At 71.1% G+C, this 12158-nt stretch carries 8 protein-coding genes; 5 read left to right on the top strand and 3 right to left on the bottom strand.

Going from position 1 to position 12158, the window contains the following annotated elements; all coding sequences use genetic code 11:
* Nucleotides 1–5: 5 nt before the first annotated feature.
* Nucleotides 6–2594 carry an aminopeptidase N gene (gene pepN / locus AB0D74_RS09755; protein ID WP_362582451.1) on the bottom strand — a complete coding sequence of 863 codons (2589 nt, stop codon included), beginning with the start codon at nt 2592–2594 and terminating at the stop codon, nt 6–8.
* A gap of 201 nt (nt 2595–2795) precedes the next feature.
* Nucleotides 2796–3815, bottom strand: coding sequence for an aspartate-semialdehyde dehydrogenase (locus AB0D74_RS09750; protein ID WP_362582448.1), 1020 nt, complete (start codon nt 3813–3815; stop codon nt 2796–2798).
* A 319-nt stretch (nt 3816–4134) separates the two neighbouring features.
* Here AB0D74_RS09750 and AB0D74_RS09745 point away from each other — a divergent pair, with 319 nt between their 5' ends.
* Complete coding sequence (locus tag AB0D74_RS09745) at nt 4135–4662, top strand: sigma-70 family RNA polymerase sigma factor (RefSeq protein WP_362582445.1); 528 nt, start codon at nt 4135–4137, stop codon at nt 4660–4662.
* Nucleotides 4663–4664: 2 nt separating this feature from the next.
* Complete coding sequence (locus tag AB0D74_RS09740; RefSeq protein ID WP_362582442.1) at nt 4665–5507, top strand: hypothetical protein; 843 nt, start codon at nt 4665–4667, stop codon at nt 5505–5507.
* A 49-nt stretch (nt 5508–5556) separates the two neighbouring features.
* On the opposite strand, the gene AB0D74_RS09735 is transcribed toward AB0D74_RS09740, so the two are convergent.
* Nucleotides 5557–8886 carry a S8 family serine peptidase gene (locus AB0D74_RS09735; protein ID WP_362582439.1) on the bottom strand — a complete coding sequence of 1110 codons (3330 nt, stop codon included), beginning with the start codon at nt 8884–8886 and terminating at the stop codon, nt 5557–5559.
* A gap of 211 nt (nt 8887–9097) precedes the next feature.
* Between AB0D74_RS09735 and AB0D74_RS09730 the strand changes: the two genes are divergently transcribed.
* From AB0D74_RS09730 to AB0D74_RS09720, 3 genes are all read left to right on the top strand, one after another.
* Nucleotides 9098–9562 (top strand): NUDIX hydrolase, encoded by a 465-nt coding sequence (locus AB0D74_RS09730; RefSeq protein ID WP_362582436.1) that lies wholly within the window; start codon nt 9098–9100, stop codon nt 9560–9562.
* A gap of 244 nt (nt 9563–9806) precedes the next feature.
* A complete protein-coding gene (locus AB0D74_RS09725; protein ID WP_362582434.1) occupies nt 9807–11582 on the top strand; it encodes a TIGR03767 family metallophosphoesterase in 1776 nt (591 codons plus the stop codon).
* Nucleotides 11583–11677: 95 nt separating this feature from the next.
* Nucleotides 11678–12094 carry a YciI family protein gene (locus AB0D74_RS09720; protein ID WP_362583065.1) on the top strand — a complete coding sequence of 139 codons (417 nt, stop codon included), beginning with the start codon at nt 11678–11680 and terminating at the stop codon, nt 12092–12094.
* The last annotated feature ends 64 nt before the right edge of the window (nt 12095–12158 follow it).

Genomic DNA, 12158 nt, shown 5'->3' with positions numbered 1-12158 from the left:
ACCGCCTACTGGGCCGCCGCGTCCGCCGCCTGGGCCTTCAGGGCGCGCTCGACGCCCGCGCGGGACTCCGAGACGAGCCGGGCCAGGGCCGCGTTCGGACCGGCCGAGGCCAGCCAGGTGTCCGTCCTGGTGAGGGTCTCCTGGGAGACCTGGAGGGACGGGTAGAGGCCGACCGCGATCTGCTGGGCGATCTCGTGCGAGCGGGAGTCCCACACCGACTTCAGGATCTCGAAGTACTTCTCGGTGTACGGCGCCAGCAGCTCACGCTGGTCGGTCTGGACGAAGCCGCCGATCACCGCCTCCTGCACGGCGTTCGGCAGCTTGTCGGAGTCGATGACCGACGCCCAGGCCTCCGCCTTCGCCTCCTCGGTCGGGCGGGCGGCGCGGGCGGTGGCCGCGTGCCGCTCACCGGCGGCCGTCCGGTCCCGCTCGTACTCGCCCGCGATCTCCGTCTCGTCGAAGCGGCCGACCGCCGCCAGCCGCTCCACGAACGCCCAGCGCAGCTCGGTGTCGACGGCCAGACCCTCGATGGTGTGGGTGCCCTCCAGCAGGCCGTCCAGGAGGTCCAGCTGCTCCGGGGTGCGGGCGGTGGCCGCGAAGGCCCGGGCCCAGGCCAGCTGGTGGTCGCTCGCCGGAGCGGCGGCCCGCAGGTGGGCGAGCGTCGCGTCGGTCCAGCGGGTGAGCAGCGCCTCGCGGGCGGTCGGGTCGGCGTACAGCTCGATGGCGAGCTTCACCTGCCGCTGCAGGGACTGCACGACACCGATGTCGGACTCCTTGCCGATGCCGGACAGCACCAGCGACAGGTACTCACGGGTGGGGAGTTCCGCGTCCCGGGTCATGTCCCAGGCCGACGCCCAGCACAGCGCGCGCGGCAGCGAGGACTCGAAGTCGCCGAGGTGCTCGGTGACGAAGTGCAGGGACTCCTCGTCGAGGCGGACCTTGGCGTACGACAGGTCGTCGTCGTTGAGCAGGAACACCGCGGGACGGGCGCGGCCGGTCAGCTGCGGTACGGCCGTCAGCTCGCCGTCCACGTCCAGCTCGATCCGGTCGGTGCGCACCAGCTTGCCGGTCGCGGTGCCTGTCTCCGGGGCGGAGAGCTCGTACAGGCCGATCGCGATCCGGTGCGGACGCAGCGTCGGCTCGCCCTTGGCACCGGCCGGAAGCGCCGGGGCCTCCTGGCGGATGGCGAAGGAGGTGACGACACCGTCGGCGTCCGTCTCCACCTCCGGACGCAGGATGTTGATGCCCGCGGTCTGCAGCCACTTCTGCGACCAGGTGCTCAGGTCACGCCCGGAGGTCTCCTCCAAGGCGCCCAGCAGGTCGGACAGGCGCGTGTTGCCGAACGCGTGCCGCTTGAAGTACGCCTGCACGCCCGTGAAGAACTCGTCCGTGCCGACGTACGCGACGAGCTGCTTCAGCACACTCGCGCCCTTGGCGTACGTGATGCCGTCGAAGTTGACGAGGACGTCGTCGAGGTCGCGGATCTCGGCCATGATCGGGTGCGTGGAGGGCAGCTGGTCCTGCCGGTACGCCCAGGTCTTCATGGAGTTGGCGAACGTCGTCCACGAGTGCGGCCAGCGCGAGCCGGGCGCGTACGCCTGGCAGGCGATGGAGGTGTAGGTGGCGAACGACTCGTTCAGCCACAGGTCGTTCCACCACTCCATGGTGACCAGGTCGCCGAACCACATGTGGGCCAGCTCGTGCAGGATGGTCTCGGCGCGCGTCTCGTACGCCGCGTCGGTCACCTTGGACCGGAAGACGTACTGGTCGCGGATGGTCACCGCGCCCGCGTTCTCCATCGCGCCCGCGTTGAACTCCGGCACGAACAGCTGGTCGTACTTGGTGAACGGGTACGCGTAGTCGAACTTCTCCTGGAACCAGTCGAAGCCCTGCCGGGTCACCTCGAAGATCGCGTCCGAGTCGAGGAACTCGGCCAGCGACGGCCGGCAGTAGATGCCGAGCGGCACGCTCTGCCCGTCCTTCTCGTACACGCTGTGCACCGAGTGGTACGGGCCCACGATCAGGGCGGTGATGTACGACGAGATGCGCGGCGTCGGCTCGAAGACCCAGGTGTCGTCCTTGGGCTCGGGCGTCGGCGAGTTCGAGATGACCGTCCAGCCGGTGGGCGCCTTGACCGTGAACTGGAAGGTCGCCTTCAGGTCCGGCTGCTCGAAGGAGGCGAAGACCCGGCGGGCGTCCGGCACCTCGAACTGGGTGTACAGGTACGCCTGCTCGTCGACCGGGTCGACGAACCGGTGCAGACCCTCGCCCGTGTTGGTGTACGCGCAGTCCGCGACCACCCGCAGGACGTTGCGCCCCGCCAGCAGGCCCGGCAGCGCGATCCGGGAGTCCGCGAAGACCTCCGCGGCGTCCAGCGGATCACCGTTCAGGGTGACCTCGTGGACCGCGGGGGCCACCAGGTCGATGAAGGATCCGGCGCCGGATTCGGCGACGTCGAAGCGCACCGTGGTCACGGACCGGTAGGTACCGCCCTCCTGCGCGCCGGAGAGGTCGAGATCGATCTCGTACGAGTCAACGGTGAGCAGCTTCGCCCGCTGCTGCGCCTCTTCGCGAGTCAGGTTTGTGCCAGGCACGCGGTCATCTCCTCGTTATGTGTGGGTTGCGCCATCCTTCCACGGGACACGGGAGGAGGGCGACGAGGGAAAACCCGCGAGATTTCCGAGCCCCGTAGGGGCGCGGGGCTGTGTCGATCAGCGGCTCCGCCGCGGGGCGCGACCAGCCACGACGGTGCCGCGGCCGCACGACGGCAGACCGTGGCACCCCGTTGGGCGGCCTTACTTCCCCGACAGCTCCTCTGCCACCAGCTCCGCGATCTGCACGGCGTTCAGCGCAGCCCCCTTGCGGAGGTTGTCGTTGGAGACGAACAGCGCGAGCCCGTTCTCCACCGTCTCGTCCCGCCGGATCCGGCCGACGTACGACGGGTCCTGCCCGGCCGCCTGCAGCGGGGTCGGGATGTCGGACAGCTCGACGCCGGGCGCGTCGGACAGCAGCTCGGTCGCCCGCTCCGGGGAGATCGGCCGGGCGAACCGGGCGTTGATCTGGAGGGAGTGCCCGGAGAACACCGGGACGCGCACGCAGGTGCCGGAGACCTTCAGCCCGGGGAGCTCCAGGATCTTGCGGGACTCGTGGCGCAGCTTCTGCTCCTCGTCGGTCTCGTTCAGACCGTCGTCGACGAGGTTGCCGGCGAAGGGGAGCACGTTGAAGGCGATGGGCCGCTTGTAGACCTGCGGCTCGGGGAAGTCGACCGCCGTGCCGTCGTGGGTGAGCTTCTCCGCGTCGGCGGCGACCTTCTGCACCTGCCCGTGCAGCTCCGCGACGCCCGCGAGCCCGGAGCCGGACACGGCCTGGTAGGTGGTGGCGACCAGCGCTTCGAGGCCCGCCTCCGCGTCCAGCACCTTCAGGACCGGCATCGCGGCCATGGTCGTGCAGTTCGGGTTGGCGACGATGCCCTTCGGGCGGTCGGCGATCGCGTGCGGGTTCACCTCGGAGACGACCAGCGGGACCTCGGGGTCCTTGCGCCAGGCGGAGGAGTTGTCGATCACGACGGCACCCTGGGCGGCGACCTTCTCCGCGAGCGCCTTCGAGGTCGCCCCGCCCGCCGAGAACAGCACGATGTCCAGGCCCGAGTAGTCGGCGGTCGCCGCGTCCTCCACCGTCACACCGTCGAGCACGGTCCCGGCCGAACGGGCCGAGGCGAACAGGCGCAGCTCCGTGGTGGGGAAGTTCCGCTCCGCGAGGATCCTGCGCATGACCGTGCCGACCTGACCGGTGGCTCCGACGATTCCGACCCTCACAGCGACTCCCTCTGCATACGTTGACGTGTGTCTACGGCCTTTCCATCATGCGGCCGACCAGGGCCAACCTGTCCAATTCTTTGCACGCCATGCCCACCGACCGGACCACCCGGCCCGCGGAACTCCCGTCCGTAACCCCGCTGAGCTGCAGAAATTACCTCCGCTTGGCCGTCGTACCGCAAGCTGTGCTGCGCCGCGCGCCGGTGTGACGTACGCCTCGGAGGCCCCCGGGGACACCGTGCGGAAGATTTCCGGGAACCGGGGCGAACGTTTCCGGGGGCTGCGGCGTCGTAGGAGAAACGCGGTGAGGGGGTGGGTTGTGCTGCGCAGAAAGGCCCGCCGCGCCCAGGGGGACCAGCACGGTGATCCTCTGGACGCGGACCAGGAGCGCCGGGTGCGGGCGGTGCTCGCGCTGGGCGGCGTACCGCAGGCGGACCTGCTGGACGGGGTACAGCAGGTCCGCCTGCGGTTGCTGGAGCGGGCCGCGAGCGGCCAGGAGGCGCCCCGGGACGTGTCGGCGTGGGCGGCGGTCGTCGCCTCCCGGCTCGCCATGGACTGGCACCGGGCCAAGCGCCGCCAGGAACGCCTCGGCGAACGGCTGGCCTCCCTCCGCCAGCCCGATCCCGCCTCCGGCGAGGACAGCAAACTGCTCTCCGTCGCCGTCGCCCGCGGTCTGGACGAGCTGCCGGACGCCCAGCGCCAGATCCTCGTCCTGCGCTTCTACGCCGACCTGCCGGTACGCGACATAGCCGGGGAGCTCGGCATCCCCGAGGGCACGGTCAAGAGCCGGCTGCACACGGCGGTACGGGCCCTGCGCGCCCGCCTGCACGAGGACGAGGTGGTGTGACCATGTCCGCCGAACACAAGCCCGCCGGACACGACGGCGACCCGGGCGAGCCGGACGGCACCGACGCCCTGCCGGAGGCCCTGCCGGAGCCCCTGTCCGCGCCCCTGTCCACGACCCTGGACGCGGCGCTGGCCGCGGTCCTCGCCGACGGGCCGCTCACCGCCGAGCAGCGCGCCGACCCCGCCTTCCTGGCCGAGCACCGGGCGGCCGTCGCCGACGTGGCGCTGCTGCGCGAGCACCTCGGGATCATCGGCGACACCCTCGCCGCGTCCCCCCCGCGGCCGGAGCCCCGCCCGGAGCCCCGCCCGGCCGGCCGCCGTCGCCCCTGGCAGTACCCCGGTGTCCGCGCCCTCGGTCTCGCCGGTGGCCTCGCAGCCGCGTTCGCCGGGGCCGTGTTCGGCATCGGCTGGCTCGCGGCGAACGGCGGCTCGGCCGCCATGTCGAGCGGTGCCAGTGCCGACAAGGCCGCGGGCAGCGCGACGAGTTCGGTGGGCGTGGGCGGCAACGAGCAGGCCGGCGGCCCCGGCTACCTCGCCTGTGCCCGGCTGGTCGTCGAGGGCACGGTGACCGGCGTGCGGCAGCTCGCGGACTCCGGCCAGGAACGCGTCACCCTGCGGGTGACCCGCGCCTACAAACCGGCGAAGACCGCCGAGGAGGTGGAGTTCCTCCTCGACTCCGGCGCCGACGCCCGGATCCGCACCGGCGCCCGCCTCCTGGTCGGCATCGCGCGCGGGCAGCAGGTGCCCGACCGGTACGCGGTCGGGGAGACGCGGATCGCGGCGGAGCGGTCCTGGATCGTCCGCGACCTGCCCGAGTCGCGGACCCTGACGTGCCCGGACAGCTGAAAGGGCGGGCGCCCCGCAGGACGCCCGCCCCCCTCAGCACCGGATCCGCCTACTGCGTGACCTTCTCGATCTGCACGCTGGCGACGCCCGCGACCGTGCCGCGCGCGTTGACCAGCTGCACCCGGCCGAAGAACTCACGTCCCTCGGGGGCCGCCGCGGCGGCCGTGACCTGGCCGGCCACCGTGGCCGAGGCACCCGTGGGCAGCGGGACCGGCGTCGACCCGTCGACCGTGACGGAGCCGAGCGCGGCGGAGAAGAACACGTCCCGGTAGTCGTAGTCGGTGGAGTCGGCCGGGACCGAGTAGCCCACGACCTCGATCGTGTAGGTCCCGGCGGCCGGCGAGGCGATGGAGACCGCTTCCTCCGAGTCGCCGTCGGCGGACTGCGCGACCTGCTTGCCGGACGCGTCGTACACGGTCAGGTCCAGGTCGGCGGAGGTGTCCGACACGTTGCCGATCGCCACGTCCAGGGAGTTCGCGCCCGCCGGGACGGTCACCGTCGTCGTCTGGGTCTCGCCCTCCCTGATGGCCGGGCGGGCCGTCTTGGAGGAGCCGAGCGGGCCGCCGACCAGCGAGCCGTCGAGGGCGGCGAACCTGTTGGTCACCTTCCAGGAGGCGGTGACCGGCGTGCCGACCTTCGCCTCGGGCACGGTCACGGTCTCCGGGTCGAAGTCCGCGCCGAGCACGGTGACGCCCAGCTTGTACGGGTTGTCGAGCAGCGGCGAGGTGCGGCGCGCCTCGACCTCGATCTCCCAGACCCCGGCCTGCGGGTCGGCGTACGAACGGACGTCGGGCGTGCAGCCGTTGCCGTTCAGGTAGTTGTTGTAGCAGTACGGGGTACCGGTGTTGTCGACCGGAGTGCCGTACGGGTGGATGGCGATGAACCGCGTCTGGCTCTTGTCGGCCAGCCCGCTCATCGCGACCTCCAGGGAGGTGGCGCCCTCGGGCACGGTCACGAAGTACGACGTGGAGCTGTTGCGCTGCACCGAACCCGACGCCGCGTAGGTGTAGTGGACCGGGTCCGACACCACGACCGTCGTCAGGATCTGCTTGTCGACGCCCTCGGTCCGCGGGTCGTCGACCTCCAGGATCGCCGACTTGATGCCCGAACTCTTCGGCTTCGCCTGCACCTTGACCGTGACCGGCTGGTTCAGCGGCAGCTTCACCTCGTCGGAGCCGAGGATCTTGAAGGTGTGCCCGGCGTTGTTCGCCAGGTGCAGCTCGTGCCGGACCGCCTTGTCCGCGCCGGAGGTCCGGACGATGGTGACGTCGTACGTCTTCTTCTGCCCGGCCTTCAGGCCGCCCTCACGGTCGTAGAGGCCGGTGCCGAAGCCCGGGGTCTTCAGCGCGTAGTCGATCGCGGTGTCGACGGGCGCCTTCACCGTGTAGTCGTGCGCCGTGGCGTGGTCGCGGATGGACTCCCAGGCGTCGACGATGTCGATCCGGCCCGCGCCCTCCTCGTACGCCTGCACGTCCTTGATGTGGTGGGCGGTGGAGGTGAGGGCCGTGCGCAGGTCGGCGGGGGAGAGGGCGATGCCCTTCTCCTTGGCGGCGCTCAGCAGCAGCGCGCTCGCTCCGGCCGCCTGCGGGGACGCCATCGAGGTGCCCTGGAGCATCGAGTAGCCGGCCGGGAGCGAGTAGCCCGCCTCGGCGACCGGGGAGCCGGGCAGCCAGGTCTGGGTGGAGTTGATCGCGGCGCCCGGCGCGACCAGCGTCGGCGTGAAGCCGCCGTCCTCGCGCGGGCCGCGCGAGGAGAACGGCAGCAGCTGGTACTTGGTGGTCACCTGGGAGCCGTAGTTGGCGGCCCAGGTCTCCCTGGAGATGGCCGCGCCGACCGAGATGACCTTGTCGGCCAGCCCCGGGTCGCCGATGGTGTTCGCACCCGGGCCGGAGTTGCCGGCCGAGATCACCAGCTGCACGCCGTAGGTGTCGATGAGCCGCGTGTACAGCTCGGCGCGCGCGTTGTTGCCGTCGTTCAGCGCCGGGAGGCCGCCGATCGACATGTTCACGATGTCCACGCCCCGGTTGGCGACCAGGTCGATCATGCCCTCGGTGAGGGCGACGTTGGTGCAGCCGCCGGTCCAGGTGCACGCCCGGGACGAGACGATCTTCGCGCCGGGGGCCGCGCCGTTCATCTTCCCGCCGAACAGGCCGTTGGCGGCGGTGATGCCGGCGACGTGCGTGCCGTGCTCGGACTCGATGACCCCGATGTTGACGAAGTCGGCCGTCTTGCCGACCCAGTCCCCGCCGTACGGGTCCATCGGGACGTCCTTGCGGATCTGCACGACGAACGGCTGCCGCTCGACGACGTCGGTCGCCGGGTTGTCGGTGCCGAAGTAACCGACCTGGTAGCCGTCCTTGTACGGCTTCATCGGCGTGTCGTCGGAGAAGTCGTAGTTGTTGTTCAGGTCGACGGTGACGGTGCCGGTCGCCGGGTCGTAGAGCACGCCCCAGCTGTCCGTGGTGTCGCCGTCGCGGTTGGCGTCACCGGCCGCGTCGCCGCCCGTGGTGTACGACTCCTTGAAGGTGCTGATCTCGTACGACCCGGCGGGTGCCGTCCAGCTCCTGCCCCCGTAGGTGAAGCTCGGCCCGGACACGGCCGTGACCATCGGCCGCCAGGTCTGGTCGCTGTCGACGATCGGGTCGGTCGACGTCACCCAGTCGACGATCTTCCGCTCGCCCGTGGTGGTCTTCTGGAGCGCCGGGTGGCCGAGGTCCACGCCGGAGTCCAGGATGCCGATGGTGATGCCCCGGCCGTCCGCCTTCGGGTGCTCCTTGACGAAGTCGACGGCGCCCGTCTCGAAGGAGGGGTTGTAGGGGTTCACGGCGGGGGTGTTCTTGTCCGGCCCCGCGTAGGTGCCCTTGGCCGCCCTGGCCGCCCTGGCCGCCTCTGCGCTCTTGGTGTCGGAGCCGCTCGCCGTCGGGTCGTCGAGCCGGATCTCCTGGCGCAGGTCGATCGCGTGCACCGAGGACAGCTTCGCGGCGGCGGCGATCGCCGAGTCCGCCCGCCCGGTGGGGACGGTCGCCCGGACGTAACCGAGCTTGTCGTACGTACGGCCCACCGAGCCGCCCTTGACCGCGTCCAGCTCCTCGGCGACCTGCTCGGTCTGCCCCGGCGCGGTCGCGATCATCATCGTGACGTTCTTGGCGCCCGCGGACTTGGCCTCGGCGAGCAGTTCGGCGTCGTCCGAACCGAGCTTGTCGTGGGCCGACTTGACGCCGGGGTCGGCGGTGGCGGCGGACGCGGTGGCGGCCGGGGCCGCGGCGGCCAGGGGTACCGGCCCGGCGGCGGAGAGCGCGGCCACGACACCGACGGCGACGGCTATGCGGCCCAGGCGTCTGTGGCCCGGTATCGGGTCGTGCTGGGGGCTGAGGGTCATCTGCATCCCTTGTAGGTAAAGGAACGAGCATGGGGCGGCCGGAACTTGGTCAAGTACCGGCGCGTAGTCGCACAGCTTTACCCAACAGAACGGTCTTTTGGGAACGTTGACCGAATCGATATGAACGTATGGGGAAAACCCCCTATCTGTGCCCTTGCTGTGGGAGGAAATCCCGTTGGCCGCGGGCCACCGCACCCCCTACCGTGCCGACGTGCGCGAGAAGCTCAGGGTGGCGGCCTACGCCGTGTGTGTCCGCGACGACCGGATCCTCCTCGCCCGGTCACCGGCCGACGACGGCACACCCGAATGGGTCCTGCCCGGCGGTGGCATGGAGCACGGCGAGGACCCCTACGACACCGTCCGCCGCGAACTCCTGGAGGAGACCGGCTACCGCATCGAGGTGACCGGACTGCTCGGCATCGACTCCTTCCACCAGCGCTTCACCCGGGGCACCCTGCTGTCCCGCACCACCGACCACCACGGCGTGCGGATCGTCTACTCCGGCGAGATCGTCGGCGGCGAGCTGACGAACGAGGTGAACGGCTCCACCGACATGGCCGCCTGGCACGACCTGGACGCCGTACCGGACCTGAGGCGCGTCCGGCTGGTCGACGTCGCCCTGCGGCTGTGGCGGGAGCGTCCGGCCGCGGGACGGTTTGCACAAGAGCAGTCGTAAGCACCGGAGACCCTCCCCTACCCCGGCAGATGAACGCGGAGTAGCCGGGTCCGGGCCGCCCGCAATCCGGTCCATGACCGGTCCCCACCTCACCTGATCCACGTACGGTGATCGGCGCTGCACGTTGCCGCCGCGTTCACGCGCAGGTCACCCCCGGTGCCAACGATCCACAGTGAGCGGGAAGTTCGCGGAAGCGATCGCCCGTGACCACTGCCGACGCGTTCGTACTCGGGGAGATCGCGCCATGTCGCGCATACGCTCTGTCGCCACCTCCGCGGCCCACAAGGGCCGCGAGGCACTGGAGATCAACCGCCGTACCGTGCTCGCCGCCGCCGGAGCCGTCTCGCTCTCCGCGGGCGTCGGCTACGCACTGCGTCCCACCGACCGCGAGGCCGCGCCCGCCGCGGCCGAGGAGCAGCCGGTCGCCGAGGGCCGCAGGGCCGCCGCGGCGGCCCTCGCCCCGTACACCAAGGGCACCACCCTCGCCTCCGTCGCCGCGCCCCGCAACAGCTCCGGCTACCAGCGGCTCGGCGACGGCGCCGGCTGGTCGCGCGTGCTGCGCTCCGACCTGGCCGCGGCCAAGTCCGGGCGGGAGAGCCGCCGTACCGCCCTCGCCGCGTTCGTGCAGTTCACCGACCTGCACCTGATGGACGTCCAGCACCCGCTGCGCCTGGAGTACGTGCGCGTCCACGACCGGCACGCCTGGCGTCCCCACGAGGCGCTCACCGTGCCCGGCGCGGTCTCGCTCGTCGAGCGGGTCAACGCGCTGCGCGGCGCCCCGGTCACCGGCTCGCCGCTGCACTTCGTGATGACGACCGGCGACAACACCGACAACAACGCCCACTCCGAACTGGAGTGGTTCATGAAGGTGATGAGCGGCGGCCGGATCACCCCCAACACCGGTGACCCCAAGCACTACGAGGGCGTCCAGAACAGCGGGATGAAGCTGTACTGGCAGGCCTCCTCGACCGTCCGCGACCAGGACAAGGCGCTCGGCTTCCCGCACCTCGCGGGCTACCTGGCCGCCGCGATCCGCGAGGTGAAGAGCCCCGGCCTCAACCTCCCCTGGTACTCGACCGTCGGCAACCACGACGCGCTGCCGCTCGGCTGCTACGGCTCGCACGCCGACCCCTACCTGGTCCAGGCCGCGGTCGCCGGCAAGAAGCTGATGTCGGTCGGCGACGCCGACGCCAAGAAGCTCCAGGACGCCATCCACAACGCCCAGGACCCCAAGGGCAGCGGCTACCGCGACTTCCTCAAGGCGCACGCCCGGTCGATGCGCTCGGTCACCGCCGACGAGAAGCGCGCCCCCTACACCCCCGCGGAGTACCTCAAGGCCCACCTGGACCCGGCCTACCAGGGCCTCGGCCCGGTCGGCCACGGCTACTCCAGCGCCAACGTGGCCGCGGGCACCCAGTACTACGCCTTCCGCATCTCCGACGACGTCATCGGCATCAGCCTGGACACGACGGACGCGGGCGGCCACTACGACGGGTCGATCGGCACGGTCCAGCTGGCCTGGCTGGAGAAGACCCTGAAGGAGAACAAGGACTCCTACGCGGTCGTCTTCAGCCACCACACCAGCCAGTCGATGACCAACACCCGCCCCGACCCGGCCCACCCGAGCGACCGCCGTCACACCGGCGCCGAGGTGGTCACCCTGCTCAACCGCCACGCCAACGTACTGGCCTGGGTGAACGGCCACATCCACCGCAACCTCGTCACCCCGCACAAGGCCTCCAACGGCAACACCTTCTGGGAGATCACCACCGCCTCGCACGTCGACTACCCGCACCTCGCGCGGATCGTCGAGCTGGTGGACAACAAGGACGGCACGATCTCGCTCTTCACCACCCTGATCGAGTCCGCCGCCCCGCACCGCACCGACTTCTCCGACCTCTCCCAGACCGGCCTCGCCGCGCTCTACCGCGAGCTGGCCTTCAACGCTCCCGGCGCGAGCAAGGCCCTCGCGGGGAACCCGACGGACCGGAACACGGAGCTGGTCCTGAAGAAGGCCTGAAAAATCTTCGGCGGCGATGTCGAGAACCCGTGGCCGGCTCCGTCCCAGGGGTGAAGGCGGCCACAATGGGCCGCACGAGCACCGAGGAGAACACCATGGCCAAGTACCTGCTGCTGAAGCACTACCGCGGCGCCCCGGCCCCGGTCAACGACGTGCCCATGGACCGGTGGACGCCCGAGGAGATCTCGGCCCACATCCGGTACATGAACGACTTCGCGGCCCGGCTGGAGAAGACCGGCGAGTTCGTCGACGGCCAGGCCCTCGCCCCCGACGGGCTGTGGGTCCGCTACGACGGCGAGGGGCGCCCGCCGGTCACCGACGGCCCGTTCGCCGAGACCAAGGACGTCATCGCCGGCTGGATGGTGATCGACGTCGACAGCCAGGAGCGGGCCGTCGAGCTGGCCGGTGAGCTGTCGGCCGCCCCCGGGGCGGGCGGCAGGCCCATCCACGAGTGGCTGGAGGTGCGCCCCTTCCTGACCGCGCCGCCCACCGTCACGGAGTCCTGCCACTGATGCCGGACAACTGGCGCCGGACGCCTGATGCCGGACGCCTGATGCCGGACGACTGACGAGGGGC

Source organism: Streptomyces sp. NPDC048278 (assembly GCF_040652195.1).
GTDB lineage: Bacteria > Actinomycetota > Actinomycetes > Streptomycetales > Streptomycetaceae > Streptomyces.
The sequence above is the reverse complement of the archived record's forward strand: the minus strand, read 5'-3'. Positions and strand labels throughout refer to the sequence as shown.

What these genes read in the sequence shown, in the direction of transcription:
- AB0D74_RS09725 (WP_362582434.1), top strand. Translation starts at nt 9,807, where the DNA reads ATGTCGCGCATACGCTCTGTCGCCACCTCCGCGGCCCACAAGGGCCGC.
- AB0D74_RS09740 (WP_362582442.1), top strand. Translation starts at nt 4,665, where the DNA reads ATGTCCGCCGAACACAAGCCCGCCGGACACGACGGCGACCCGGGCGAG.
- AB0D74_RS09735 (WP_362582439.1), bottom strand. Translation starts at nt 8,886, where the DNA reads ATGACCCTCAGCCCCCAGCACGACCCGATACCGGGCCACAGACGCCTG.
- AB0D74_RS09720 (WP_362583065.1), top strand. Translation starts at nt 11,678, where the DNA reads ATGGCCAAGTACCTGCTGCTGAAGCACTACCGCGGCGCCCCGGCCCCG.